General features: G+C 60.4%; 21 protein-coding genes. 8 read left to right on the forward strand and 13 right to left on the reverse strand.

The features are described from left to right. Window positions 1-3: 3 nt before the first annotated feature. Genes BMY84_RS14010 through BMY84_RS14025 form a run of 4 tightly spaced genes read right to left on the reverse strand, consistent with a single transcriptional unit; the run spans window position 4 to window position 4,429 of the window. Entirely contained in the window at window positions 4-795 is a 792-nt protein-coding gene (locus BMY84_RS14010; protein WP_093084608.1) for an SDR family NAD(P)-dependent oxidoreductase, read from the reverse strand. Then, on the reverse strand, window positions 792-2,063 hold the full coding sequence (locus BMY84_RS14015; protein ID WP_218146960.1) for a CaiB/BaiF CoA transferase family protein: 1,272 nt from the start codon (window positions 2,061-2,063) through the stop codon (window positions 792-794). Before BMY84_RS14015 ends, BMY84_RS14010 begins: the two co-directional genes overlap by 4 nt. A gap of 40 nt (window positions 2,064-2,103) precedes the next feature. After that, window positions 2,104-3,642, reverse strand: coding sequence for a 3-hydroxyacyl-CoA dehydrogenase (locus tag BMY84_RS14020; RefSeq protein WP_093084610.1), 1,539 nt, complete (start codon window positions 3,640-3,642; stop codon window positions 2,104-2,106). A 1-nt stretch (window position 3,643) separates the two neighbouring features. Continuing rightward, window positions 3,644-4,429 carry an enoyl-CoA hydratase-related protein gene (locus BMY84_RS14025; protein ID WP_093084612.1) on the reverse strand — a complete coding sequence of 262 codons (786 nt, stop codon included), beginning with the start codon at window positions 4,427-4,429 and terminating at the stop codon, window positions 3,644-3,646. Window positions 4,430-4,657: 228 nt separating this feature from the next. On the opposite strand from BMY84_RS14025, the gene BMY84_RS14030 reads away from it, so the two are divergent. The 6 genes from BMY84_RS14030 to BMY84_RS14055 all read left to right on the forward strand — a co-directional run bounded on the left by BMY84_RS14030 (window position 4,658) and on the right by BMY84_RS14055 (window position 11,359). Beyond that, a complete protein-coding gene (locus BMY84_RS14030; RefSeq protein ID WP_218146961.1) occupies window positions 4,658-5,533 on the forward strand; it encodes an IclR family transcriptional regulator in 876 nt (291 codons plus the stop codon). 55 nt (window positions 5,534-5,588) lie between these two features. Further along, on the forward strand, window positions 5,589-6,740 hold the full coding sequence (locus BMY84_RS14035) for an acyl-CoA dehydrogenase family protein (protein ID WP_093084613.1): 1,152 nt from the start codon (window positions 5,589-5,591) through the stop codon (window positions 6,738-6,740). Between the two features lie 71 nt (window positions 6,741-6,811). Continuing rightward, a complete protein-coding gene (locus BMY84_RS14040) occupies window positions 6,812-8,461 on the forward strand; it encodes a flavin-containing monooxygenase (protein WP_093084615.1) in 1,650 nt (549 codons plus the stop codon). Between the two features lie 153 nt (window positions 8,462-8,614). Further along, on the forward strand, window positions 8,615-10,006 hold the full coding sequence (locus BMY84_RS14045; protein ID WP_177204023.1) for a carbohydrate porin: 1,392 nt from the start codon (window positions 8,615-8,617) through the stop codon (window positions 10,004-10,006). Further along, window positions 9,966-10,841 (forward strand): (S)-acetoin forming diacetyl reductase, encoded by an 876-nt coding sequence (locus BMY84_RS14050; RefSeq protein WP_218146962.1) that lies wholly within the window; start codon window positions 9,966-9,968, stop codon window positions 10,839-10,841. Before BMY84_RS14045 ends, BMY84_RS14050 begins: the two co-directional genes overlap by 41 nt. Before the next feature lie 266 nt (window positions 10,842-11,107). Then, window positions 11,108-11,359 carry a hypothetical protein gene (locus BMY84_RS14055; protein ID WP_093084618.1) on the forward strand — a complete coding sequence of 84 codons (252 nt, stop codon included), beginning with the start codon at window positions 11,108-11,110 and terminating at the stop codon, window positions 11,357-11,359. A 97-nt stretch (window positions 11,360-11,456) separates the two neighbouring features. On the opposite strand, the gene BMY84_RS14060 is transcribed toward BMY84_RS14055, so the two are convergent. The 3 genes from BMY84_RS14060 to BMY84_RS14070 form a co-directional block, all read right to left on the reverse strand. Then, window positions 11,457-13,751, reverse strand: coding sequence for a TonB-dependent receptor (locus BMY84_RS14060; RefSeq protein WP_093084620.1), 2,295 nt, complete (start codon window positions 13,749-13,751; stop codon window positions 11,457-11,459). 102 nt (window positions 13,752-13,853) lie between these two features. Continuing rightward, on the reverse strand, window positions 13,854-14,312 hold the full coding sequence (locus tag BMY84_RS14065; protein ID WP_177204024.1) for a cupin domain-containing protein: 459 nt from the start codon (window positions 14,310-14,312) through the stop codon (window positions 13,854-13,856). Window positions 14,313-14,362: 50 nt separating this feature from the next. Next, window positions 14,363-15,754 (reverse strand): NAD(P)/FAD-dependent oxidoreductase, encoded by a 1,392-nt coding sequence (locus BMY84_RS14070; RefSeq protein WP_093084623.1) that lies wholly within the window; start codon window positions 15,752-15,754, stop codon window positions 14,363-14,365. A gap of 367 nt (window positions 15,755-16,121) precedes the next feature. Between BMY84_RS14070 and BMY84_RS14075 the strand changes: the two genes are divergently transcribed. Beyond that, window positions 16,122-17,543 (forward strand): aminotransferase-like domain-containing protein, encoded by a 1,422-nt coding sequence (locus BMY84_RS14075; protein WP_218146963.1) that lies wholly within the window; start codon window positions 16,122-16,124, stop codon window positions 17,541-17,543. 271 nt (window positions 17,544-17,814) lie between these two features. Here the strand turns inward: BMY84_RS14075 and BMY84_RS14080 are convergent, their stop codons facing one another. The 6 genes from BMY84_RS14080 to BMY84_RS14105 all read right to left on the reverse strand — a co-directional run bounded on the left by BMY84_RS14080 (window position 17,815) and on the right by BMY84_RS14105 (window position 25,125). Continuing rightward, on the reverse strand, window positions 17,815-18,465 hold the full coding sequence (locus BMY84_RS14080; RefSeq protein ID WP_093084625.1) for a TetR/AcrR family transcriptional regulator: 651 nt from the start codon (window positions 18,463-18,465) through the stop codon (window positions 17,815-17,817). Window positions 18,466-18,650: 185 nt separating this feature from the next. Then, on the reverse strand, window positions 18,651-19,454 hold the full coding sequence (locus tag BMY84_RS14085) for an IclR family transcriptional regulator (protein WP_093084627.1): 804 nt from the start codon (window positions 19,452-19,454) through the stop codon (window positions 18,651-18,653). A gap of 26 nt (window positions 19,455-19,480) precedes the next feature. Continuing rightward, window positions 19,481-21,010, reverse strand: coding sequence for an MFS transporter (locus tag BMY84_RS14090; RefSeq protein WP_093084628.1), 1,530 nt, complete (start codon window positions 21,008-21,010; stop codon window positions 19,481-19,483). Then, the gene (locus BMY84_RS14095; RefSeq protein WP_093084629.1) at window positions 21,003-22,100 is read right to left on the reverse strand and encodes an HlyD family secretion protein; all 1,098 of its coding nucleotides are present in this window, start codon (window positions 22,098-22,100) and stop codon (window positions 21,003-21,005) included. The genes BMY84_RS14090 and BMY84_RS14095 overlap by 8 nt, the downstream gene beginning before the upstream one ends. Before the next feature lie 17 nt (window positions 22,101-22,117). Next, entirely contained in the window at window positions 22,118-23,572 is a 1,455-nt protein-coding gene (locus tag BMY84_RS14100; RefSeq protein WP_218146964.1) for an efflux transporter outer membrane subunit, read from the reverse strand. Beyond that, entirely contained in the window at window positions 23,572-25,125 is a 1,554-nt protein-coding gene (locus tag BMY84_RS14105) for an aldehyde dehydrogenase (RefSeq protein ID WP_371262420.1), read from the reverse strand. The genes BMY84_RS14100 and BMY84_RS14105 overlap by 1 nt, the downstream gene beginning before the upstream one ends. Window positions 25,126-25,234: 109 nt before the next feature. Here BMY84_RS14105 and BMY84_RS14110 point away from each other — a divergent pair, with 109 nt between their 5' ends. Continuing rightward, window positions 25,235-26,368, forward strand: a complete 1,134-nt coding sequence (locus tag BMY84_RS14110; RefSeq protein ID WP_093084632.1) for an NAD(P)-dependent alcohol dehydrogenase — start codon at window positions 25,235-25,237, stop codon at window positions 26,366-26,368. Window positions 26,369-26,385: the final 17 nt, after the last annotated feature.

Raw genomic sequence — 26,385 nt, forward strand, 5'->3', positions numbered from 1 at the left:
CGCTCAAAGCGAAAAGCCGCCGTCTACGGCCATGGCCTGCCCAGTGACATGGGGCGCGCTGGCCAGGAATACGGCAAGCTGACCCATATCTTCCGGCGTCTGCGCCTCGCCCTGCGGCAGTAGCGCCGACTGGTGGCGTTCCCACGACTGTTCCTCGCTTTCGCCGTCCTGCGCCCAGCGGCCCGACAGTCCCGTGTCACCGCGCCACATGCCGGTGCCGACGATGCCGGGGCATAGGGCGTTGACCGTAATCCCTTCGCGCGCGACTTCCTTGGCAAGAGCGTTGGTGAAGCCGATGACGCCGAATTTGGATGCGGTATAATGGGCCAGGTCGGGGAAACCGATCTTGCCGGCGATCGATGAGGTATTGATGATACGCCCCGAACCACCCTTTCGCATCAGCGCCAGTTCCGCCTGGCAGCACAGGAATACGCCGCGCAGATTGATCGTCATCAGGTCGTCCCACTGCTGAACCGTCAGTTCGGCCACCGACCCCAAGCTGACAATGCCAGCATTGTTGACGGCGATATCCAGTTTGCCGAAGTCACGTTCGACAGTCGCGATCATGGCCTGCACACTGGCAGGATCACGCACATCGACCATGATGGCCGCGCTGCGCCGACCCAGCTTCTCTATCTCGGCAGCGGTGCCGCCAGCGAGGTCGGCGTCGAAATCCGCGATCAGCACATCAGCGCCTGCTTTCGCCAGGCTCATGGCGATGCCTGCGCCGATGCCACGGCCGCCGCCAACGATCAGGGCGATTTTGCCATCAAGGCTGAACTGGCTGTTCGTCATGTCAGGATATCCTCATTTTCTTGTTGGAAATCTGGGTGTTGTGTCACCGTTCCGCTGGCGACGAGAGCGGCGATCCGATCATCGTCAAGGCCGAGCAGGTCGCGCAGCACCATATGGCTATGCTGGCCCAACATGGGCGGCGGCGCGCGATATTGGACGGGGGTGTCCGATAGCTTGAGCGGACTGGCCACCATTTCGAAGGCCGCATTTTGCGGATGCGGCACCTGCACCTTCATGTTCCGGGCGACGACCTGTGGTTCTTCGAGCGCTTGTGCGATAGAGTTGATCGCCCCCACCGGCACGCGCGCCGCATGGATGCGCGCGACCCATTCGTCAGCCGTTGCGCCGACTAGATGTTCGCTCAGCAGGCCATCGAGTTGCTCGCGATGGGCGATGCGATCCGCATTGGTGATGAAGCGCGGGTCCGCCGACAGGTCCGGCAGCCCGATCGCGCGACATAATGCCACAAATTGCTGATCGTTGCCGCAGGCGATGATGAAGTCGCGATCGCTGGCACGGAACACTTGATAAGGTACGATGTTCGCATGGGCATTGCCATAACGCCCCGGCACCTTGCCCGATGAAAGATAGTTCATCGTCTGGTTGGCGAGCGTCGCGACCTGCACGTCCAGCAATGCCATGTCGCAATGCTGGCCACGTCCGGTCGTCTGCCGCGCAATCAGTGCCGCCTGGATCGCGATGGTCGCATAAAGCCCGGTCATCAGGTCCGCTACGGCCACGCCGACTTTTTGCGGCCCGCCGCCCGGTCGGTCGTCCCGCTCGCCGGTTATGCTCATCAGCCCGGCAAGCCCCTGAATGATGAAATCATAGCCGGGTTCGGCCGCGCGCGGACCATCCTGCCCAAACCCGGTGATGGAACAATAGACCAGCCGGGGATTGATCGCGGCGAGGCTTCGATAATCGAGGCCATAACGGTCGAGCGAGCCGACCTTGTAATTTTCGATCAGGACGTCGGATTTGCGCGCCAGCTCGCGCACGATATCCTGACCTTCAGACGTCGAAATATCGATCGCGACGGACATTTTGCCGCGATTGGCAGCCAGATAATAGGCTGCCTCGGTCGTCGAGTTGCCTGCATCATCCTTCATCCAGGGTGGCCCCCAGGATCGGGTATCATCGCCATTGCCCGGCCGTTCGACCTTGATGACCTCCGCACCCAGATCGGCCAGGATCTGGCCGCACCATGGACCTGCCAGGACACGGCTCAGGTCCAGCACGCGTATGCCGTCTAAAGAACTCATGTTCATTCCTTCACCCGATCGGGCTGTTTTTGGTCGGCCTTGCGCATCAAAGGCGGGAGGCGGGCTGTTCTTTATGAAGCAAGGAAAGCCCCAGCGTGGCGCGACGGCGCAGCCAGGGACCGGGACGATAGCGAGGGTCGCCTGTCAGGGCATGGATGCGCGTCAATATCGACAATATCTTGTCTGCCCCAAGGCTGTCGCCCCAACTGAGCGGACCCTTCGGATAGCCAAGGCCTATCCGCACGGCATCATCGATGTCCTGCGGGCTGGCGATGCGCTGCTGCGCAATCTCACCGGCCAGGTTCACCACCATGGCCAGCACACGCTGCGCCACGAAGCCGGTGCTGTCGCCGATGAACGTCACCGTGCCGCCGTCCTGCGTAAACAAGGCCCGCGCAGCGTCCGCGAAACGCGCGTCAAGCGCTGGCGTACCCATTAGGGTTCGATGCGTCCCCACCCCTGTGAAAAGATCGATCCCGACGCTGCGGGTCGGATCGCAGCCCAGGCGCAGTGCCGCCGATGTGGCATCTTCACCGAGTGGCGCGATGAGGATGAGCGAGCCGGTTTGCGGGGACTCGCCATGATCCAACGCGCCTCCACAGGCCCCGACCAACGCCGCCAAATCGGCCGTGTCGAAATCCGCACTCGGCGCGATCCAGACCGGTGGCGCCTCGGTGGGATCGATGACGGTAGCCGCCTGAGCAGGGGCAGCAGACGCGGCGGCGGCGCCATAATCGTAAAATCCCCGGCCGGTCTTGCGCCCTAATTCCCGTGCGACAACCCGCTGTTCGGCAATGTATGATGGCTTGTAGCGCGGATCGCCGTAAAATTGTTCGAAGATCGCACGTGTCGCGGGATGCGAGACATCCAGGCCGGTGAGATCGAACAGCTCGAACGGCCCCATGCGGAAGCCCGCTGCATTGCGCAGGATCGCATCGACCTGCGCGAAGGACGCCACCCCTTCCTCTACGATGCGCAACGCTTCCGTACCATAGGCACGGCCAGCATGATTGATGATGAAACCCGGCGTATCCTTTACCACGACACCGCGATGGCCCAGCCTTTCGGCCAGGTCCGACAGCACTTGTGTCGTCGCTTCGCTGGTGGCGAAACCAGGTATGATTTCCACGACGCGCATCAACGGAACGGGGTTGAAGAAGTGGAAGCCCGCAACGCGCTTGGGGTGGCGACACTCGACCGCAATCGCCGTGACGGACAGCGACGATGTGTTGGTCGCCAATATGGCGTCCGCCGAAACCAAGTCTTCCAGCTGCGCGATCAACTGCTGCTTTGCATCCAGCCTTTCGACGATCGCTTCGATGACGAGGCCGCAATCCTTGAGCGCGGCAATATCCGCCTCGGGCGACAGACAGGCCGTCGCGGCTTGCGCTGCATCAGGTTCCATCTTTCCCTTGGCCACGAGCTTGTCGAAGGTCGCACGCAATCCATCACAGGCGGCCTGCGCCGCTCCTTTACGCGCATCGAACAACCGCACCTTGATGCCCGCTGCTGCGGCAATTTGGGCGATACCTGCGCCCATAATGCCTGTACCAACGATGCCGATCGTATCTATCCGACTGTTCATTTCATAACCCCGTAAATTGCGGCCTGCGCTTTTCCATGAAGGCGGCCGCGCCCTCTTTCTGGTCCTGCGTGTCGAAAAGGAGTTGGAACGCCTTGCGCTCCAGCATCAATGCGCTTTCCAGGGGGAGGTCCGCGCCTGCCAGCATCACTTCCTTGATCTGTCGCACCGCCATGGATGGCATGCGGGCAATGTCGATCGCGATCTCCGTTGCGCGATCGATCGTCTGCGCATCATCGACCACTTCGCTTACGAGGCCGATCCGCAAGCCCTCCTCCGCCCCGACCATGCAGCCGGTCAGCGCCATGCGCATGGCCTGAAACTTTCCTACAGCCCGGATCAGCCGCTGCGTCCCGCCTGCTCCGGGCATCACGCCCAGCTTGACTTCGGGCTGCGCGAAACGGGCCGAACGTCCCGCCACGATGATGTCGCAATGCATCGCCAATTCGCATCCACCGCCAAGGGCAAATCCGTTGACCGCCGCCACGATCGGCACAGGACAGGACGCGATCGCCCCCCATAGCTGCTCGACTTTGCGCTGGATCATTTCGATCGGGGTGGCGTTGGCCATTTCGCCGATATCGGCGCCCGCCACGAATATGTCCGGCCCGCCCGTCAGGACGATGGCGCGAATATCGGATATGCCGGATAGATTAAGGAAGATCTCCGCCATTTCGCGCCTGATCTTCAGGTTCAACGCATTTTTTGCGTGGGGTCGATCGATGCATATCACTGCAACGCCGTCATCGCGTATTTCAAGATGGATTTCGGGTTTCGCCGTGATTGTCATGATCCTCTACCATCTTGCAAATTCCGCACAGCGGAACTATATTTCGTTGGTAGAATGAATAAGGCTTTGCGAAGGGATTGTAAAGTTTCGGCGTTTTCCGATTAAATATGACTTAATAACAACGCATTGAGCATGATCTGGCATTTTCAATGATGAACAATAGGCATTTTAGTTCCGCACAGCGGAATCTAATACCGCATTATTGACAAAATAAATCGGAGGGTTACGATGAAGACCATAAAGCTGGCCACGACGCATTTGGATGAGGCGAAAAAGCCAGGAAACGCGCCCGACGAATCAGGCGATAGCAGCGTTGGCGGCATGGAAGAGGAGAACGAAAATGAAGGCGAAAAAGATCGAAACTTCGTTACGGCTTTAGCACGGGGGGTGGAATTGCTCCGTTGCTTCACGCCCTCGCAAAGCCTGCTGGGCAACCAGGAACTGGCTGCCAAGACGGGCCTGGCCAAGGCGACGGTTTCGCGTCTCACCTATACGCTCGCGCAGTTGGGCTGCCTCAAGCGCCAACCATCGTCAGGCAAATATCATCTGGACGTCGGCGTACTCGCCTTTGGCTATCAGATGTTGTCGAACCTTTCGATCAGGGCGGTAGCGCATCCTTTCATGGAGGATCTGGCGAAACATGCCCAGACCACCGTGGCGATGGCGGCGCGGGACCGGTTGCAGATGGTGTATCTCGACGTGGTTCATGGTCAGGCGAACATGACCATGCGCCGGCAGGTCGGATCCTATCTGCCGCTGCATCTTAGTTCGATGGGCCGCGCATGCCTGGCAGCGATGCCGGAGAAGGAACGTGAGTTCCTGCTCAACCATATTCGTGAGCGTCACGACACCGATTGGCGTGAAATCCGTCGTGGCCTTGATCGCGCTTTCCGCGACTATGAAGATTTTGGCTACTGCCTGTCTATCGGCGAATGGACGCGCGATGTGAATTCCGTGGCGGTTCCCCTGATCCACCCGGAGCATGGGATTTTGGCCTTCAATTGCGGTGGTCCGAGCTTTCAGCTGCCTAGAGAGAAGCTGGAAGAGGACATCGGCCCCCGGCTCAAGCTGATGGTGGCACAGATACAATCCGTGGGACGGTAAGGCCCGTCCCGACCGAGTTTTAAGAGCGCCCCAATGGACGGTGCCAGGAGAGAAGATGATACGCGATCAGGATACGCTGGACTTCCTCGTCACGACAGTCGGTCGATTTGTGGACGAAGTTCTGATCCCGCATGAAAATGAAGTCGCCGAGACGGACGAGATCCCAAAGACCGTCATTGCGGCCATGCGGGAACTGGGCCTGTTCGGCCTGACGATTCCTGAGGAATTCGGCGGCCTGGGCGTGACGATGGAGGAGGAAGTCCGCATCGTATTCGAGCTGGGTCGTGCCTCCCCCGCCTTCCGCTCCTATATTGGGACCAACAATGGCATCGGGTCGCTCGGCATCCTGATCGACGGCACACAGGCGCAGAAGGAGCAATATCTGCCACGGCTGGCCAGCGGCGAATATCTTAGCGCCTTTTGCCTGACGGAACCCGATGCCGGATCGGACGCTGCATCGCTCAAGACCAGCGCGGTTCTGGACGGTGACCATTATGTCCTCAACGGGACCAAGCGGTACATAACCAACGCCCCCCATGCCGGGATTTTCAGCGTGATGGCCCGGACGGACCCCGCCAACAAACGAGCAAGCGGTATCAGCGCTTTCATCGTCGAGCGAGGCACTCCCGGCCTTTCACTCGGCAAGCCCGACCATAAAATGGGCCAAAAGGGTGCGCATACCTGCGACGTCGTTTTCGAAGATGTGCGCGTCCCCCGGTCACAGTTGATCGGCGGCGTCGAAGGCGTCGGTTTCAAGACTGCGATGAAAGTCCTCGACAAGGGTCGCCTGCATATCGCTGCCCTGGCCGTGGGCGCTGCCGAACGCATGCTGGCCGACACGTTGCGCTATGCGATGGACCGCCGCCAGTTTGGAACGCCCATCGCTGAACATCAGTTGATCCAGGCGATGCTGGCGGACAGCAAGGCCGAAATTTACGCCGCGCGATGCATGGTTCTGGACGCGGCGCAGCGGCGCGATGCTGGCCAGCCGATCAGCACCGAGGCATCCTGCGCCAAGATGTTTTCCACCGAAATGTGCGGCCGGGTCGCCGATCGTTGCGTCCAGATCCATGGCGGTGCCGGCTATGTCAGCGAATATGCGATCGAACGCTTCTATCGCGATGTGCGCCTGTTCCGCATCTACGAAGGAACGACGCAGATCCAGCAGATCATCATCGCCAAGAATATGATGGCGGAGGCCGGCTGACGCGGCGCCCCACCCGGATGCCGCGCACGGTGGCAAAGACATTCGAAGATTAAAGTAACTGGAGGATCGAAATGGCTACTTCTCCCAACGCCACAGCTACGTCCGAAATCGAACTGGATGCGGTGGTCGTAGGCGCCGGATTTGGCGGCATCTACGCGCTTAAAAAATTGCGCGACGAACATGGTTTGCATGTCCTGGCATTCGACAAGGCCGGTGGCGTTGGCGGAACCTGGTACTGGAACCGCTATCCCGGTGCGTTGTCGGATTCGGAATCGCACGTCTATTGTTATTCCTGGGACAAGGCATTGTACCAGGAGTGGGAATTCAAGACCAAATATGTGCCGCAGGCCGAAGTCCTCTCCTACCTTCAAAGCGTGGTCGAACGCCATGACCTGATGAAGGACATCCGGCTCGAAACCGGCATCACATCGGCCGTGTTCGATGGTGCCCGGCGCAAATGGGTCGTGACGACGGACGCTGGCGAAACCTATCTCGCAAAATATTTTATTACCGCCCTGGGATTGCTGGCCGCCACCAACATTCCCGACATTCCAGGCCTCGCAAGCTTTGAAGGTGAAGTCTATCACACGTCGCGCTGGCAACCGGAAACCAGCTTCGAAGGCAAGCGGGTCGGCGTGATCGGCACGGGATCGACCGGCGTGCAATTCATCACTGCGGTGGCGCCCCAGGTCAGGCACCTGACCGTGTTCCAGCGGTCGCCGCAATATTCGGTGCCGATCGGCAATGGCCCGATCAGCAAGGAAGAACTGGCCGACATCCATCGTGATTTCGATGCGATCTGGGATCAGGTGCGCGGTTCGGCCCTGGCGTTCGGCTTCGAGGAAAGCGACATCGGGACGTTCAGCGTTTCGGACGAGGAGCGCAAGGCGATCTTCGACCGGGCATGGAAGAAGGGCGGCGGCTTCCGCTTCATGTTCGAGACGTTCAACGACATCGCCACGAACGAAGCGGCAAACAAGGCGGCGCAGGATTATATCCGCGGCAAAATCGACGAGATCGTCAACGATCCCGAAACAGCCCGCAAGCTGAAACCTAAGGATCTCCACGCCAAGCGCCCCCTGTGCGACAGCGGCTATTATGAGATATTCAATCGAGACAATGTGACCCTGGTCCATGTGGGATCGGAAGAAACACCGATCGAAAGGATCACATCGACAGGCGTGGTCACGTCTGATGGTGTCGAACATGAACTCGACATGCTTGTCTTTGCAACTGGGTTCGATGCGGTCGATGGTAATTACAAGCGCATGGAATTGCGCGGTCGCGACGGCGTCCTGATTCAGGATCACTGGAAGGCCGGCCCCACCAGCTACATGGCCGTGGCGACCGCGAATTTCCCCAACATGTTCATGGTCCTTGGCCCCAACGGTCCCTTCACCAACCTGCCCCCATCGATCGAGGCCGAAGTGGAGTGGATCGCCGACACGATCGGTTACATGGAAGATAACGCCATCGCCACGCTGGAGCCGCAGCCGCAATCCGAAGAAGCCTGGGTCCAGACATGCGAGGATATCGCCAACCAGACCTTGTTCCCCAAGGCTGAATCCTGGATCTTTGGCGCGAACATTCCGGGGAAGAAGAACAGCATCTATTTCTACATGGGCGGCCTTGCGGCCTATCGCGAGGCGCTGAAACAAGTCACGCAGGATGGATTTCGCGGCTTTATCCTCGAAAAAACGAGCGAAAATCAGCCTGCATAGACATAAGCCGGATAGGACGGGGCAGATGATGTACGCATGATAGGCATCATCCGCCCCCGCGCCGGATCGACACGCCGGACGAAAGACGATCGTCGCAAGATCGCTTGAGCCACAATGCTTCTCGCCCCGCGTGGCCTCTTTAGGAGAGTGACCATGAAATCGATCGCGTTTCTCGCGAGCATGACGGCTGCCATCACTTTGGCTGGCGGCACATATGCGCAGACCCCACGATCGTTGGGCGATCCAGCCGATATGCAAGTCCCCGCCACGGCCTTGCCGCAACCGGAAACCGAAGATGGGAAGGCCGTAGGCCCTCAGATGACCACAGGCATATTGGGGGACTGGGGCGGCTTGCGGTCGCAACTATATGAGGATGGCCTCGATTTTCAGGTCGCCTATGGCAATGAACTGGCCTGGAACCCGCGCGGCGGATCGCGCCGTGACGTGACCGTGATCGGCCAAGCCATCGTAGAAATGGCGGCTGACATGGACAAGATTGCGGGGGTGGAAGGCGGCCTTGCCAAGGTCGCCCTCTTTTACCGCCATGGTCCCAGCCTGACGGTCAACGCTGACCTCGGCATGCTCCAGCAGGTGCAGGAGGCTTATGGGCGGGGTGAGATCGTCCGGTTGGTCGAGGCCTGGTATCAACAGTCCTTCGACGCCGACCGTTTCCGATTAAAGGTCGGACGCATGCCCGCCAACTCTGAATTTGCGGCTTTTTCCTGCGATTTCCAGAATTTGTCATTCTGCGCGTCGCCACAGGGCAATTTCAACAGCGGCATCAACTACTGGTTTTCCGCGCCTGGCAGCAATTGGGCTGCGGTAGGCCGCTACAATCTGGGCGCTGACCGGAAGCAGGGCTATGTGCAGATCGGCGGCTATCTGGTCGATCCCGACAATGTAAATCCGACTAAGGGCTTCAACCTCGGCTTTTCCGGCACGAGGGGCATTTTGCTGCCATTCGAGGCCGCGTGGACCCCGACTTTCGGTGGAACCAAGCCGGGCTATTATAAAGTGGGCGGTTGGGTCGAAACATCGCGCACAAACGATCTGGTCCGCGACAGCAACGGCCAACTCATCGCGATTTCGGGCAATGAGGGCAAAGCATATCGTGGCCGCCACGGCGTCTATTTCGAAATGGCGCAACAACTTACCGCTTCGCCTGGCGGGCTGGACAAGCAAGGGCTATCGATGTTTTTCAACATCACGCAACTCGATCGCAAGACCAGCCTGATCGACAATCAGATCGCCTTGGGCATGACCCAGACCGGCACCTTCGCCGGGCGTCCAAACGACCAGATCGCCTTCGCCATCGCGCGCACCCATATCAACAGCCGCATGCGCGCGACTGACCAGATCGCCTTCGATGACGGCTTGCTCCCCGGCATCAGGCAATCGGAATATCTCGCCGAATTGGATTATCGCTTCGTTCCGACAGCAGGCGTGCGCATCACGCCCAACATCCAATGGGGCATCAATCCGGGCGGTATTTCGCAGAATCGCAATGTCGTCGCCCTGGGTCTCAAGACATCGGTGTCGTTCTGACCGAGGCGGCCTTTCACGCAGTTTCTTTCAACCAAGCAGAAGGATTAGGATCATGACCAAGGTTTCCGGAAAAGTGGCCTTCATAACCGGTGCAGGACAAGGCATCGGCGAGGCGATCGCAATGCGCCTGTCTCAGGACGGTTTTGCCATTGCCTGCGCCGACATCATCCTCGCCTCTGCAACGGAGGTGGCGGAAAAGCTCATCGCAGCCGGCGGCACGGCCTGCGCCGTAGGCGTAAATGTCGCGGATCGGGATTCGGTTTTTGCGGCCGTCGAAGAAGCGATCGAAAAACTTGGTGGCCTCGACGTCATGATCAACAATGCAGGCGTGGCTCCGATCACGCCGATCCAGGATATCACTCCCGAAATTTATCGGACATGTTTTGACGTCAACGTGGGAGGCGTAATCTGGGGCACCCAGGCGGCGGTCAAAGCTTTCAAGTCATTGGGTCATGGTGGCAAGATCATCAACGCCTGTTCACAGGCGGGCCAAGTCGGCAATCCGGATCTTGCGGTCTATAGCGGGACAAAGTTCGCCGTTCGCGGTATCACACAGACCACAGCGCGCGATCTGGCGCCGCTGGGCATCACCGTCAACGCTTATTGCCCCGGCATCGTCAATACTCCGATGATGCAGAAAGTAGCGCAGGATCTGGCCGACAATAACGGCGAAACCTTCGAATGGGGCATGGAGCAGTTCGCCAAGAATATCACATTGAAGCGGGTATCGGAGCCGAGCGACGTTTCTGCCTGTGTATCTTTCCTGGCTGGGCCTGACTCTGACTATATGACGGGGCAGGCAGTCATGATCGATGGCGGTATGGTTTTCCACTAAACCGGAATATCGCTGATCCGGGCCGTGCCGCACATATCGGCGGCGCGGCCAACGCCTTGCATTCTGCGCCGGACGTGAGCTCCGGTGGCCCTCGGGTGTCTCCTCCTGTCGCGCGGCAGCGCGTCGATAAGCAGTCGGACATAGAGTTCAATGATCGTTGAATCTTTGTTTGCGGAAGCCCAAAACGGAGTGGTAACGGCCGGCGATCCTGGCATGCGTCGAAACGGGTCGAGAGGTCGCTGCGCCCTTCGGCCGGATCGGATCAGATGTGTCTGCTGATCCAATTCAAGAAGGCGCGGACGTTCGGCGCCTTGATGCGGCTTGAACCGCCCCGGGCGGTTCAACTAAGTGGCCAAAGCATCGTCACCCGGCCCTCCTGCATCTACCCTGATCTGCCCGCGCGTCTGCCCAACAGCTGGCCGCTTACCAAGCTGGACAAAGCGACCTTCTACGCCGACGATGCCCACGGGTTCATCAACCAACCGCCATACGCGGCGGCGAAAGCCGGCACCGCGTGAGACGATCTTCTCTGGATGATGCGTCTCAGGCGGGTTCCATGCAGGCCCTGCAATGCTATCAATGGCGGCCCGCGAACGATACCCGGGCCGCCACTGGTCAGAAACCAGCCTTGAGATTGAGGCCGATGGTGCGCGGGCGGTTGATAGCCAGGGCGCGGGTGGTCGGAAGGTTCACGCCTGTCGAGGAGAATGCGTTGCCGGTCGTCGCATGCTCATTGAACAGATTGTCCGCAAATAACGCCAGGCTCCAATTGCCAGGCGCGTGACGCACACCGATCCTCATATCCACGATCTCATAGGCCTTGCGCTTTTCCCAGGCGCTGTTGTCGTCATATTCGGCCAGGACGTTCGACACGTGGCTTGCATCGGCGATGAAGAAGCCGGTGAGGACATCGCTGACAGGATGACTGTAATCGACCGACGCCGAAACGGTGAACTTGGGGACGTTGAGAAGCCTGTCGCCCTTCTCTCCTGGCGTGCCGGGGACGCTGTCCTTGAGATAAGCGTCGGTGTAACCGGCGTTAACCCCTAGGGTCAGGTCGTCGATGGGTCGGAAGCGGGTCTCCAGTTCGAGGCCACGACTGACGGCGCTGCCGAAATTGCCCGTGAAGCTGAAGCCGCATTGCAGGGAGACCTGCTGCTGAATACGTGACCAGTCGATATGGTAGGCCGAGGCGTTCACGGTGATGCGGCGATCGGCGAACTGGGATTTCACGCCAGCCTCATAACTCCAGAGAGAATCTGGATCATATTGTGTGGGAGATGAGGAAAGGCCAAGATCGGCGAGATAGGCACCACATACCGACTGGGGCACCGGATTGACCGATCCACCGGAGCGAAAGCCCTTGGTGGCGCTGGCGTAGAGCATTACGTCCTTGCTCACGTCGAAATCGACACCGAATTTTGGCGTTACGCCGCTTGCGGATGATTTGCCACTCGTACGCGTCTGGCCACCATTGTAGACACCGTCGGCAATCGAGTTGAAACTCTCCTTGATGTTGAACTGGCGCAGACCGCCAGTCAGGCGCAACCTGTCGTTGACGTGCCAGATCAGCTGCCCGAAAGCCGAAATCTCCTCGGTGCGATTGCGCCTGTTGCCACTGAAGAGGACGTCGAAACCAGGGAACGGGGTGTCGAAAGCCTCATTGTAAGCGTCGGTCAGAGGCATCTGATTGCGCCGGTGCCTCTTGGTCTCCTGATAGAAGCCGCCCACAACGAAGTCGAATGCGCCGATGGTTCCCCCCAGACGCAATTCCTGGGTGAACACCTTCGTCCTGATCCGTTGCGTTTCCCAGCTCGGAAATGCGGTAGGCTGCACGCCCGACGACTGGTTGAGAATGTAGACGACCCGCGACGTGTCCTCGGTGTCGAGGAAATTACGGATGAAATAGGAGGACGAAGAGGTCAGCTCCAGATCGCTACCGAACTTGTTGGTGGCAGTGAGATTGTAGATCTGGACTTCGTCGCGCGAAGTATCCGGGACGAAGCGCGCCTGGATGGGGTTGGCGTAGGAGCCAGGCGGATCGTCAAAGGAGAAGGCGCCATCCTGGGTCAGCTTCTGATAATAGACGGACGGAGTGATCCGCAAACTTTCGGTCGGCGTAATACCAAGCGCTGCGCGGAGGCCCCAGAGCTGGTAGGAATTGACGTTCTTCTCAGGCTCTTTTGTTGGGTCGACGGCCAGATAATTATTCGGATCGATTGCATAGCGGTCGATGTAACCGTCTTCCGACTTGTAGAAGCCCACTACCCTCAGGGCAGCTAGGTCCTCCAAGAGCGGCAGGTTGACGACGGCATTGCCGGCGTAGTTGGTGCCACCACCCTTGGTATCCGACAGGGTCAGGTCCGCTCGCCCTTCCGTCTTCGTGGCATCGGGCTGATTGGATATGTATTTGACGGCCCCGCCCATCGAGGCCGATCCGTACAGCGTGCCCTGGGGGCCGCGCAGCACTTCGACGCGATTGAGATCGAACAGCGATCCCTCGATATTGTCCGACACGGCCGAAATCGGCACCTCATCGAGATAGTAACCGGTCGTGGGCTGCGAGCCGGTGACCGAGGAGATGCCGCGGATGATGATCTGGGTGCGGCCTGGTCCGGTCGAGGAGACCGCGACGCCGGGCGTCAGCCGGGCGATGTCGCTGGTGCTCTCGATCCCGTGGTTCTCCAGGGTATCGCCAGCGATAGCGGCAACGCTCAGCGGCACATCCTGAATGCTGGCGGCTCGCTTCTGGGCCGTGACGATGATTTCGTCGCCTTGTCCCGGCTGATCGGACGATGCCATGATTCCATCGTTCTGGGCCGCAACCGGCGTGGCTGCGGAAAAGGCAGCACAAAGCGCAAACGTCATCGCGCGCCGGCTGAGCTGAACTTGGAAGCGATCGGTCCCCATTAACTTACCCCCTGGTCTGGATTTGTGCAGGCGCGCGCATCCCGCGCGCTTACGCACGCCCGAGACGTCGGCTCTATTTTGATCGATATCCGCCGAGCGAACTCAGCAGTTCTTGGGATTCTTGTCGCTGATCGGACAGCGCGACACGTCGACCCAGGATACCTTCTTGAGCGGCCGCTCAACCGTGATTTCCGCCGGCGTGGCAGCAGGTGTGGTGATGATCACGCCCGGCTCGAGCACATGCTCTCCGTACCCCTCGATCCAGACGGTGCCCTTGCCTTCGAGCACGACGAACACCTCCGGGCGAGCGCCTTCGCTACGATAGACACCTGGACCTGCTTTCCAGATGCCGTAATACATCCCGGTCACGCCCGGAGGGGCCTTGAGCGGGCGGCCGAAAGACTGAGACGCGCCATCCTTCGATTTCATCCGCGGTATGAACCCCTCCTCCCCCTTGGCGGACACATAGGGTTCGAAGTCCGGCGCCTTGTCCTGAGCGAACGCGACCGCTCCCAGAAAACCCGCGACAGCAACAGCTGTCGCAATAGGCATCATACGCATGTTCATTCCCCTTTTTGTATAAAATCTTGAAGCGTATGCCTGCTTCCAGGCTACATGATGCGATCCTTCATATCGTAATAGGCAACCGCGCCAGGTACGAACCAGTCGCTGCCATTGACATATCCCGGGAAATTGGGTGGAGGTCCTTCAAGCGCGAAGACCGTTTCAGACCCTGGTAGCCCCATCATCTTGAGCGCCACTTTATTACCGCACCAATGCATCTTGCCGATGCCCGAGCCATTGTCGCCAGATAGATAGTAGACGCCTTCGTCATCCCGGAAGATGTGCTTGCGGCCGTCATAGGTCATTCCGAACGTGCCCTCCCAAACGTGGGTGGCTCGAATTTCGCCTAGTTGTGGAAGCAGTTCCATCGCGACGCGGCATAGGTCCACCGCCATCGCTGCATGCGAAGCATAACGCACACCGGTGCGGCCGTTCACGAGCAGTTGAGTTTCGTCGGGCGTTGGAATGACGATATTGAAATTGGTCTTGGAATTGTGAAGAGACAGCGGTCGTTCCCACACGGACTGCATCTGCGCCTTGGTCAGCTTGTGGGTCGCGATGAGATATGATTTGACCGGGAGCACGTCGCCCAGGGCGGAAAAGCCTGGTGCGCCATAGCCGCCGACTGCGACCAGCACCTGCTTTGCATGGAGTTTGCCGCGACTGGTGGAGACGAGATAACGGCCGTCTGCCTGTCTCTCTATGTCGACGACCCGCGTCTTGCCGACGAAATGCGCGCCTTTGCGCACAGCTGCCAGATAGTTGCCATGGGCAAGCCTTGCAGGCTGTAGATAGGGCGAGTCAGGAAGGAATATCCCGCCATGCGCCGCTGTCGGGGAATTGAAATACTGTGTCTCCTCGCCCGGCGCCACCACTTCGTAACGGTAGTCGAATGAGGCCTTAGTCGCCTTGGCATCGGCCACCATCTTGTCGAAATGCGCCTTGTGCGAAGCGGCGCGGAAGCGGCCATGACGAATGACGGCGTTGATCCCGTCCTCCTCGATAAGCTGTTCGAGGAAATGATTGCTGGCCAGATATTCGTCGAAATAGGCCGCATGTTCGGGAGTAGAGCGGTCGCCCCCATTTTCAAAGGCCTGTCCAAAGAAGCCGCAATTGCGAGAGCTCGCGCCAAAGAACGGCTGTTCCGCGTCGAGGATCATCACCTTTCCGCCGTGCTGCGCAAGCGTCCGCGCTGCCGTCAGCCCCGAAAAACCGGCACCCACGACGAGAAAGTCGACATTGTCGATGAGTTCGGCCTGCGGTGGTGGTGCCACGCCGAGTTCGTCCCACCAGAAGGGCACGTCCCGGAATCCATCCGCCAACGAAGCCTCTATCTCGGCCCGTGAGGCAGACTTGGGAATACTGAGCGCGCCATAGCCAGCCGCAGCGGTCGCAACGAGCGCAGCGCCCCCGCCTAGAAGCAGCTTGCGACGGCTCATGCGGGTCGCGCTACGCCCACCGATCGTTTCGCTTTCCCTTGCCACTCTATCTCACCCCCTTCTGCGTCGTGGACGCACGAGAGGCTTCGGGGACAATTCTCCCGTTCACGCGTGGTCACAGATCGATTAATGTGGCGGGAGCCTTGGCAAAGCTGAAAAACGGCTTCACAAGCCGATCTTCAGCTCTCTTTGACTTCCCCTTGTTCGTGTCGAAAGCTATCCGGCACAAGGTCCGACTGGACAAGTGACAGATTTTCTCATTTTCTATAGGTACAGTTGAGGGCACAGGACGCGGGGAACAGCACATCGAGATTCTGGGATCATCTCTTGAACGTTGCAGGTCCATGACATGACCCCGGAAGGAGCGTTGCCCAAATATCTCGCCGTGGCGGAGACGCTTCAGAAACTGATTCTCGAAGGCGACATCGAACCGGGTGCGCGGCTTCCCAGCGTCCGGTCCGCCATGCGCCGCTTCGGTGTCAGCAAGAACACGTTGATTGCCGCCTATGCCCATCTTGAGATGGGCGGCGCCATTAGCGTAAAGGACCGGTCAGGCTATTATGTCGCTCGCGAGCGGGACAACGAGAGCGCTCGCGCACCCTACATCATCGATCACCCTCTCTCCCTAGTAGAGCAGAAGGGGCAGGACATTCTCAACGATCTCGCGACTCTACGTAGCCGACAGGGGTATGACCTCCTCTCTCCGATGTTGGATCCCAAACTTCTGCCGCAGGGGATGGTCAGCCGGACCGCGCGCAAGATTCTTGCGGAGGATCTGCGCGCCTGTCTCACCCCGGATTTCGGGCCGGGCTATCGCCCGCTACGCCGCGCGCTGGCAGGATATTATCGAGCGCGGGAGATATCGGCGGACGATCGCGACTTCGTGACCACGCTGGGCTGCACGCACGCGCTGGTCAGCGCCGTAGAAGCGTCGACGGCACCGGGCGACACGATAGCCATCCGGACGCCCACATTCTATCCGCTTCTCCGGATCATCCACAGCCTCAACCGCAAGATCATCGAGATCCCAAGCACAGCCAACAGAGCTCGTGATCTCGAACGACTGGAGGAGGCGATTGAACGATTCAACGTCCGCGCCTGCTTTGTCTCGGTATCCCTACCCGACCCTTACGGTGCAAGCCTTTCGGACGTTGACAAGCGACATCTGCTCGACCTGGCTGAACGGTTCGATCTGGCGATGATAGAGGATGACGTGTTCGGCCATGTGTCAGTCAGGAACAAGATGATGCGTCCGCTCAAGGCCTTCGATCAGACCGGTCGGGTGCTGCACTGCTCCTCCTTCTCCAAGACCCTCGGCAGCGGGCTGCGGGTCGGTTGGTGCATGCCGGGCCGCTATGCAAAGGCAATGCAGAATGTCCGAAGCATCGTCGCGCCCGCCATGCCGGTTTTCGAACAGGCGCTCATCGCCAGGCTGCTGGAGAGCGCCTCGTTCGGCACACATGTCGGGGAACTCAAGCTCAACGTCCGTCAGAACATCCAGACACTGCAGAATGCTCTGGGTGACGGATTACTGGCCGGATCCCACCTGACGTCGAAGGATGGCGGCCTGCTGGCGTGGGTGCGGTTACCGGCAGGCACCTCCGCGACCGCTATTTACAAAGCTGCGCTTGAGAGAAACGTCGCGGTAGCCCCTGGAGGCATGTATTCGCTCGCGGACCGGTTTGACGATCACATCAGGCTGTTTCTCGGGATCGAAACGCACAACTTCCGCCGTGCGCTATCGATCCTCGCGCGACCTACAGGCCGCCTGCCGTCGCAGCTGCCGTGACAAGCGCGCGGCCTCTCCGGAGGGCGTTCATGAGAATGTTGCCCCAAGCGCGTGCGTGCCGGGCTGAACATCTGGTCCGCAAAATGGTACTATCGGAAGATCGGTTCCCCACCACCCGTTCGGCCACATCCCGTGTCGATACCGCGCAGAAGGTGATTGAAGCTTCCGTCGAGCCCGAACGTGGGCGGACAGGCAAGTCAGCCTTCCGCCCTCCAGGTGGACGACCAGAGGCTGATGAGGCCGCTACGGCAAGCGGATATGGCAGGCCTCCTCAGCAAGGGGCACCGGGTTCGCAATCGCGAGGTGGCCAAGTAGCCATGGTCAGATCGACGATCCGTAAGAGCGTGCTCCTATCGACATTGCATGCCGCCTGCACGATTAATCCCTGCATGACCGCGAAGAGCCAGCTGGAGATTGACTGGGCATCGCACGCAGCCGGCAGGTCCCCTTCCTGCTTTGCCTTTTCAAGCCGTGCTGCCAGCGCCCTGCGCGCAGCGGCATTACGATCGATAACATTGGCGCGGACGGAAATGTCCTGTGGTCCGCCGGCAACGCAGCCTATGAGCTCCAGACAGCCGCGAGCGATACCATCCGGCACTCCGATGGCACCGCGAAGCATATGGGCAGCGACGTCGCGCGCGCAGATCTGCTCCAGTGCGAGACGCATGAAGGCAAAATTCTCGTCAGCGATCTCATCGACCACCTTGTCGAACAGCCCCTCCTTGCTGCCGAATGCAGCGTAGAGGCTAGGGCGGCTGATCCCCATTGCGGCGGATAGCTCCTCTATGGACGCGCCCTCATATCCCTTGATCCAGAATATCCTGCGAGCGGCTGAGACGACTGCCTCCGGATCGAACTGCCTGGGACGGCCACGCCGACGCCGCGGCACCGCATCGTCGTCTTCGATTTCAACAGGTAGCATATGGTTAAGGCCTCTACTTCAAGCCCTCCGGCCGGAGTATCCAACGCTGAACCTCCCCGGGCGCCGGAGGATCTCGATAGCCACGGCCGTGCGCGAAGGACGGTCGCGACCGCTGCGGCCGCAGCTGGCAGCACAGTGATGGAGACGCCCGGAATGCGTTAATATCGGAGCTGCGCTTGCGTGCATCAGCCCTCGCCCAGGGCCGGTTGGTGGCGTTCTTCGAGCCAGCCCAATTCCGCGCTTATCTGAGTGCACAGCACACCGAGGTGTTCGACGTCCCGCGCGATCTGCTCATTCCAGCTGTCGGCGAGACCCAGCACCGTGGCCACCAGAATCGCCCGGCCTTGCAGATCGAAGATCGGGAAGGCCGTGGCGCGCAGACCCGGTATCACCGAACCAGTCTCCACCGATCGGCCGTCACGACGAATACTGGCTCGCAAGTCATCGAGCGTTGCCCGGTCCATGCCATTACCGCCTTCATTCGCTATAGCTGCGGCAGTCTCAGCAGGCGGTGCGAAGGCGAGGAAAACCCGCCCAGTGGCTGAAGCTGTGAGGGGTAACACAACACCGACCTGCAAGGTCGTCAACAGCGCAGGACGCCCTTGATAGATGCGCACGATGGTTGGTCCGGTCGGACCGAGTGCGGCAATCTGCACAGTCTGGCCGGAAGTCTCCACATATGATTCGACCACCCGGTCAACGATCCTGAATGCGTCGGTGCGGGCGAGCGCCGCAAGGCCAATACGCAGGACCCCAGGCCCCAGGTCATAGTAGCCCGTAGCAGGATCCTGCCTTGCGGTTCCAGCGGCGATGAGACTATGCAAATAGCGATGCACCTGCGGAGCCGCCATATCGGTGATCTGCGCAATGGTACTGAGCGGCAACGGCCCCTCACTGGCCGCAAGGGCATCGACGATGCGCATCCCGATTTCGATCGACTGGATACCCCGCCGACGTCCCGAGCTTTCAGCTTCATCCTTATCCGTCAAAACGCTTCTCCTTGCGCACCGCCTTATTAGGGACGAGGCAGTTTGACGAGCGGGTGTGAGGGCGTCCGCCGCAGAAACATCGCGAGCAGCATCGCGAGCGCTGCTACCCAAAAGCAGAAGGTCCACGCATCCGCATAGGAAAGGACGGTAGCCTCCCGTCGAACGACAGATCCCATTCCACCAATATGGAAGTCGAGCGCGCTCCCCCGCACCCGCTCGACATTGCTGCTCACAAGGACCGAGGCAACAGCCTCACGCTTGCGCAGCAAAGTGGTGAGTATCGCGAGTCCCAGCTCTGGTCCAAGGACGCGGGGTATCTGAATGTAGGCAACGATGGAGATAAGCTCTTCGCGCGCTGCATTCGCGACGGTCATCGCGATCATCGTCAACAGAACGGCGGCATTGCCTATTCCGATCAGCACGCTCATCGTGACGAAGTCGCCCGCCCGCCAGTCATGTGTGATACCGCTTCCAAGCCAGCACCCCAACATCACGAGGAGTAGCCCCCCGGCGAGGGTGAGACGCGGATCTGCCCGCCGGATCGACCAGATCGCCACAGGCAATGCAACGAGCTGTACAAGATCAACGCCCCAAAGCGCTGCTCCGGACTGCTCGGGCTTGAGATGACCGACGACCGCCAGGAAGTTCGGGATCAGCACCGAGGTCGCACCACTGGTGACGCCGAACAGCGTCACGATTATCAGTGGCATGTGGATGTTGCGACGAAGGAGCGCTGCGGGATGGGCGAATGGAACGGGTGAGAGGAATTGCCACGCTATCGCAGCCAGGACGAGAAGCATTCCGCCAGTCAGGCACGCAACGACCGTTCCGGACGCGAGCCAGTCGAGGCGGTTGCCTTGGTCCAGTCCTACATAAACGAGCGTGAGCCCGACACAGAACATCGCCACCTCGCCCTTGTTCGTCCGTGAAAACAAGCTCCATGCGATCTCGCGCTGGGGGAAGCTTACAAGCGCCAGGAGGAGGAAGGCGATGCCGAATAATGTCGCCTGCCAATATATCGCCTGCCAACCCAGATCCTCTACGAACCAGCCGCTGAGCGAGACGCCTGTATGCAATGCCAGCGTCAACCGCAGACTATAGAGAGCAAGCGCGAAGAGCCAGTAACGGGGGGATAGGTTGGCAAAGACGATCGCCAGCGTCGCCGGTACGAAGCAGCCCAGAAGGAACCCGATCGTGGCATGCAGGACGAATATGGCGATCATTCCCGACGCCATCGGTGCCAGCGCCGTTACCAGGATGAACGCAGATGCCGACCAGCCAAGGATTCGTCGTGGTCCGAACATGACTACGCACAAGGGCACAGCGGGCGCAGAGAGGAGTTGGGCAGCGTTGGTGACGGTGCTGAGCCATGCGCCTTCGTCGACGCTCAGTCCATATGCCCCACGGATATCAGCCAGCGAAACGCCGAAATCACGGGTGAACAGGCTGGTGGTCAATGTCCCAAGCAACACGGCAACCACAGAGCCGATACGACGTGTGAGCATTCCGTCCGGCAGCCAATGACGGCTGCACAGAGCAGTCGCGACATCACCCACGCGTTTCGATCCTCGTCGTTACGGACATGCCGGCGCGCAGCCGCTTGATGATCGCCTGTCCCGGCGCAAGATCGATCCTGAGCGGAATCCGCTGCGTCACCTTCGTAAAATTGCCGGTCGCATTGTCCGCTGGAAGCGCCGAAAAGGTCGCACCGCTTGCGGGGGCAAGCTTAGAGACATGCCCGACGAGCCGTTCGCCGGGAAAGCTGTCGACGAGGATGTCGACGCGTTGCCCCGGGGCGATACGCGCCAGCTGCGTCTCCTTGTAGTTGGCGACCACATAGGGCGGCGTGCTGGCAACGAAGTTTACGACGGCTGACCCCGGACTGAGCAGGCTGCCAAGCTGGACAAGCCGCTGGCCCACGATGCCATCTGTGGGAGCCACGATCCGGGTATAGGAAAGCGTGATCCGCGCACTCTCGAGTGCAGCCTGCGCCGCCAGCACATCGGCCTCGCGCTGAGCCCTCTGCCCCCGCAGCACGTCCAGCTGCCGGTTTTGAAGATCGAGCGCAGCAACGCTGCCAGCCTGAGCGGCTTCAAGCACGGTCGCGTTCGCGCCGGCGCTGTCATTCTCCTGACCGGTTACTGCGCCGGATTCCGCCAGCGCGGAGAAGCGACGCTGATCTGCCCGAGCGAGACGCAGCTTGCTCGCATTTCCAGTCACAGCCGCTCTCGCCTGGGCAATGATCGCCTGCTGCGCATCAAGCTCGTGATCGAGATTGGCCAGAACAGCCCTTGACTTGGCCAACGCAGACTCGGCATGCAGCACAGCAGCCCGCGCCTCACGATCGTCGAGTTGGACCAGGACGTCGCCAGCCTTCACCCGTTGGAAGTCGGTGAAGTTCACGGTCCGAACGTACCCCGAGACCTTGGCATCGACCACGGCTGAATCCGCTTGAATAGTTGCATTGTCGGTCGTTTGGACCGATCGGTTCGCCTCGAACCGGTTCCAGTTGGCCGTCGCCAGGATCACTCCCACAACTACAAGGACCAATATTATCCATGGCACGAAACGGACCCATTGACGTTCGCTCTCCTCTGATTCAACGGTGGGGGGCGGATTTGTGGAGGATGCAGCGGCGTCGGTCATAATAGGCTCCAGACGGATCAGGCGCCTCCGCCGAGCGCGCGCACAAGCGCGACGTCGAGCGTGAACCGGCGGGTCTCGAGTTGAGACACCGCACGTTTCGAGGCGATAAGCGTGTTTTCGGCGGACAACACAGCGATGTAGTTGAGCAGCCCGCCACGGTAGCGTTCGGTCGCAGCGCGATATGCCACCTGCGCTGCGTCGCGCGCCTTCTGTGCGTGATCAAGCTGCTCAGCCAGCGCTCGCTCGCTCGTCGCGACCTGTGCCACATCCTGCAAGGCGCGCAGAAGCGTATCGTTGTAGCTCCCTACGGCCTCGTCATAGTCGGCACGCGCGCCGCGCAGGTTGGCCGACAGCGCACCACCTCGGAAGATCGGCAGGCTGATGGCCGGACCGATATTTCCCGCGATGGAACCCGCATCGAAGAACCTGCCAAGTCCGAGCACCTGGGGACCGATGAATGCGGAGAGGTTGACGCTCGGATAGAAGCCAGCCTTTGCGACGCCCACCTGCGAGGCACGGACCTCCACCCGGAAACGTGCCGCCCGAACATCGGGTCGGCGGCCGATCAGATCTGCGGGTAGATTTGACGGGAGGCCGAATGTCGGCACTTGCGGGTCGGTCGGTCGGGAAATGGCCAATGCACGGTCCGGACCGTCGCCGACCAGCGCTGCGATCCGCAGCCGAGTGAGATCCGCCGCCTCTACGGTGGCACGCGACATCTGGCGGGCCGTCTCGAGCGCGCTTTCGGCCTGCCCTTCAGACGCGAGCGTCTCCAGTCCCTGCACCCGCCTGCGACGGACCAGATCAGCGGTTCTTTCACGCACTTCGACCGTGTCTTCCGCGAGATCTGCCTCGCGCATCTGACCAAGCAGGTCGGCATAGGCGGCGGCGACGGAAGTCGTGAGCAACAGCCGTGCTTGGGCGACCTCTGCCCGTGCGGCCTCGGCCGACGAGAGCGCTGCACCGATGGCTGCCCGGTTGCGCCCGAAGAAGTCGAGGTTCCAATCCAGGCTGGCGCGAACGGACGCAGCGTCGTTCACACCCTTTGGTACGCCTGCGTAGGGCGCGCCATTCCAGTAGCTTGCCTTCGCCTCGGCGAAACTGCCGTTGACGCTGAGTTGCGGAAGATCGCTTGCCCGACTCTGGTCGACAAGCGCTTCGGCGCGACGCACCCGCGCGGTGGCGATCTCAAGGGTCGGCGATGACGTCAGTGCCGCGTCAATGAGGGCTTCGAGTTGCGGATCGCTATAGCGACGCCACCACTCGTCCTGCGGCCAGTCGATCGCAGGCGCCTCCAAAGATCGCGCACTTCGCGGCGCGTCGGCCGCGAGCATCTGGGGACCATCAACGATATGCGGCATGGAGGCGCACCCAGCGAGGGCGAAGCCATTCAGGAGGATGAGTGAGGAGGTGCGCATCATCTTTTTGCTCTGGAAGAGGCGCAGCCCGGTGCCAGGCTGCGCCTGTCCCATCAGAACGGGTAAGCCTGGCCGGATGGTTCGATGGTGACCCACTTGAGTTCGGTGAACTCGTCGATGACGGCCCGCCCGTCAAAGCGACCGTAGCCGCTCTGCTTCATGCCCCCATAAGGCGCCTGCGCCTCGTTCTGCACCGTCGCACCATTGATGTGAACACAGCCAGCTTCGATCTGCTCGGCAACCACCAGCGCGCGGCTGACATCTCGACCAAACACCGCTGAAGACAGGCCGTAGGCCGTGTCGTTCGCGATCCGGACGGCTTCGTCGACACCCGACACGCGTACCACGGTGGTGATCGGACCGAAGGTCTCCTCATCATATATCGCCATGCCAGGCTTTACATGATCGACGATCGTCGCGGGCATCACCGCGCCTTCGGCCTTTCCGCCAGTCGCTATCACCGCCCCCTTCTCGAGGGCATCCTCGATCAGACCGTTGATGCGCGCGCCCGAACGTGCATCAACCACTGGTCCAACCACGATCGAAGGATTCGCGACGGGATCACCTGCCGCGAGCGTCGCCACCTTCGCTACGAACTTCTCGACGAATGCGTCAGCGACCGACTCGTCCACGACGAACCGCTCCGTCGACATGCATATCTGCCCCTGGTAGAGAAATGCGCCAAACGCCGCTGCGTTTACCGCACCATCCAGATCGGCATCATCCAGCACCACGAAGGGCGCCTTTCCGCCCAGCTCCAGCAGACAGCGCTTCAGCTGCGTGGCGCACTTCTCCGCGATGATCCGACCAACGCGGGTCGATCCCGTGAAGTTAACGCGCCGCACCGCCGGATGGGCGATCAGCGCGTCGATGACCTCGGGGGCGTCATCGGGCGCATTCACGACAAAGTTGAGCACTCCTGCCGGCAGACCAGCCTCATAGAAAGCTTCAGCGATCAGGGCGTGGGTCCGCGGACTGGTCTCGGACCCGCGGAATATGACGGTGTTGCCGAAGGCGATTGGATAGGCAATCGCACGGGCGGCCAGCAGGATCGGTCCGTTCCATGGCACGATGCTGAGCACCACGCCAACGGGCTGGCGCAATGTCATCGAAAGCGTTCCGGGTTTGTCCGTCGGAATCGTCTCGCCCTGAACTTGCGTCACCAGCCCCGCCGCCTCGCGAAGAAGCGCTGCTGAACCCATCACGTTGAACGCGGACCAAAGCGCTGACGCACCTATCTCGGCCGCCATTGCGGCGATGAAATCGTCCTTTTTGGCTTCGAGACGATCCGCGGCAGCGAGAAGCAGCCCGCGTCGTTCGCTAGGGCCGGTTTTTGACCAGCTCTTGAACGCTTTGTTGGCAGACTCGGCAGCCCGAACCGAGTCGTTCTTGTCGCCTGCTACAGCGCGGGTGACCACCTCGCCCGAGATGGGATTGCGGCGCTCGAACCAGCGGCCAGAACCAGCCTCCACCTCAGCGTTATCGATCACCAGACGTACGTCCATCTTCATTCTCCACAACATGAGCGGCGGCACCGCCGACCTAATGACTGGCGCGTCGGCTTCGGGAGTCGGCAGCGTCATTCGATGCCCAACCAGATAGGACATAATTACGCTTTGTCAAATTGATTACGCATTGAATAATTTCGATCAAGCGCTTAGGTGGCGGTTGTGAGGACGCCGCGGCGTGCGGTCGTCGATATCCAGGAGACATGACATGGCGGAGTTGGACCACGCCCATCCGGTGAACGCAGCGGTGGTGCGCGAGAAGGGCGGTCAGTTCTTGCTCGAGAAGGTCAGGCTCGAAGCGCCGCGACCGACCGAGGTGCTCGTACGTGTCGTTGCTAGCGGCGTCTGTCACACCGACATGGTGGTGCGGAACCAGGACTTCACCGCTCCGCTTCCCATAATCCTGGGTCATGAAGGCTCCGGGGTCGTCGAGGCGGTCGGTTCTGATGTCACCACAATCTCGCCGGGTGACCATGTCGTTATGACCTATATGTCGTGCGGCCTCTGCGACACTTGTGAGTCGGGCCATCCGGCGCATTGCGAGCATATGGGACCGCTCAACTTCGGCGGTGGACGACTCGATGGAACAAGCTCCGCCACAGATGAACACGACCATCCCGTTCACGATCACTTTTTCGGGCAATCCGCCTTTGCACAATACGCCCTCGCCAACGAACGCAACGTCGTACGCGTGCCGAAGGACGTGCCGCTGGAACTCCTTGGTCCACTAGGCTGCGGCATTCAGACCGGCGCCGGCTCAGTACTCAACGCCCTCAAGGTACGTGCCGGGTCGAGCTTCGTCGCTTTCGGCACAGGCGCTGTGGGACTTGCGGCGATCATGGCTGCCAAGGTTGCCGGTGCAACGACGGTCATCGCGGTTGACGTGAACCCGGCTCGTCTCGAACTCGCCAGCGAGCTTGGGGCCACACACATGGTCAACAGTCGCGAGGTTGACGCCACCCAGACGGTGCGCGAAATCACAGGCGGGGGTGCCGACTTTGCGCTGGAGGCGAGCGGTCGACCAGAAGTCCTGCGCCAGGCGATCGACTCCCTTGGTATCTTCGGTACCTGCGGCATCGTCGGCGCCACAAAGGAAGGCACGGAGGTGGCCTTCAACGTCAACGAGGTTATGATCCCAGGCCGCCGCATCATGGGCATTGTCCAGGGAGACGTGGTTGCCAAGACATTCATTCCGGTCATAATCGACCTATTCAAGCAGGGGCGCTTCCCGTTCGACCGTCTGGTGCGATTCTACGATTTCGCGGACATCAACCAAGCGATCGAGGATTCCGAGCGCGGCGTTACCATCAAGCCGATCCTGCGGATCCAGCCAGTCGCCTGACAGGCGGTATACGCATC

The organism is Sphingobium sp. AP50 (assembly GCF_900109095.1).
Taxonomy (GTDB): Bacteria; Pseudomonadota; Alphaproteobacteria; order Sphingomonadales; family Sphingomonadaceae; genus Sphingobium.

Excerpts from the sequence above, each read along its gene's own strand:
- BMY84_RS14080 (WP_093084625.1), bottom strand. The coding sequence starts at position 18,465 with ATGCTACCTGTTGAAATCGAAGACGACGATGCGGTGCCGCGGCGTCGG.
- BMY84_RS14065 (WP_177204024.1), bottom strand. The coding sequence starts at position 14,312 with ATGCGTATGATGCCTATTGCGACAGCTGTTGCTGTCGCGGGTTTTCTG.
- BMY84_RS14070 (WP_093084623.1), bottom strand. The coding sequence starts at position 15,754 with ATGAGCCGTCGCAAGCTGCTTCTAGGCGGGGGCGCTGCGCTCGTTGCG.
- BMY84_RS14015 (WP_218146960.1), bottom strand. The coding sequence starts at position 2,063 with ATGAACATGAGTTCTTTAGACGGCATACGCGTGCTGGACCTGAGCCGT.
- BMY84_RS14035 (WP_093084613.1), top strand. The coding sequence starts at position 5,589 with ATGATACGCGATCAGGATACGCTGGACTTCCTCGTCACGACAGTCGGT.
- BMY84_RS14010 (WP_093084608.1), bottom strand. The coding sequence starts at position 795 with ATGACGAACAGCCAGTTCAGCCTTGATGGCAAAATCGCCCTGATCGTT.
- BMY84_RS14050 (WP_218146962.1), top strand. The coding sequence starts at position 9,966 with ATGTCGTCGCCCTGGGTCTCAAGACATCGGTGTCGTTCTGACCGAGGC.
- BMY84_RS14100 (WP_218146964.1), bottom strand. The coding sequence starts at position 23,572 with ATGGGACAGGCGCAGCCTGGCACCGGGCTGCGCCTCTTCCAGAGCAAA.
- BMY84_RS14025 (WP_093084612.1), bottom strand. The coding sequence starts at position 4,429 with ATGACAATCACGGCGAAACCCGAAATCCATCTTGAAATACGCGATGAC.
- BMY84_RS14030 (WP_218146961.1), top strand. The coding sequence starts at position 4,658 with ATGAAGACCATAAAGCTGGCCACGACGCATTTGGATGAGGCGAAAAAG.
- BMY84_RS14040 (WP_093084615.1), top strand. The coding sequence starts at position 6,812 with ATGGCTACTTCTCCCAACGCCACAGCTACGTCCGAAATCGAACTGGAT.
- BMY84_RS14045 (WP_177204023.1), top strand. The coding sequence starts at position 8,615 with ATGAAATCGATCGCGTTTCTCGCGAGCATGACGGCTGCCATCACTTTG.
- BMY84_RS14055 (WP_093084618.1), top strand. The coding sequence starts at position 11,108 with ATGTGTCTGCTGATCCAATTCAAGAAGGCGCGGACGTTCGGCGCCTTG.
- BMY84_RS14020 (WP_093084610.1), bottom strand. The coding sequence starts at position 3,642 with ATGAACAGTCGGATAGATACGATCGGCATCGTTGGTACAGGCATTATG.
- BMY84_RS14060 (WP_093084620.1), bottom strand. The coding sequence starts at position 13,751 with ATGGGGACCGATCGCTTCCAAGTTCAGCTCAGCCGGCGCGCGATGACG.
- BMY84_RS14095 (WP_093084629.1), bottom strand. The coding sequence starts at position 22,100 with ATGACCGACGCCGCTGCATCCTCCACAAATCCGCCCCCCACCGTTGAA.
- BMY84_RS14105 (WP_371262420.1), bottom strand. The coding sequence starts at position 25,125 with ATGTCCTATCTGGTTGGGCATCGAATGACGCTGCCGACTCCCGAAGCC.
- BMY84_RS14110 (WP_093084632.1), top strand. The coding sequence starts at position 25,235 with ATGGCGGAGTTGGACCACGCCCATCCGGTGAACGCAGCGGTGGTGCGC.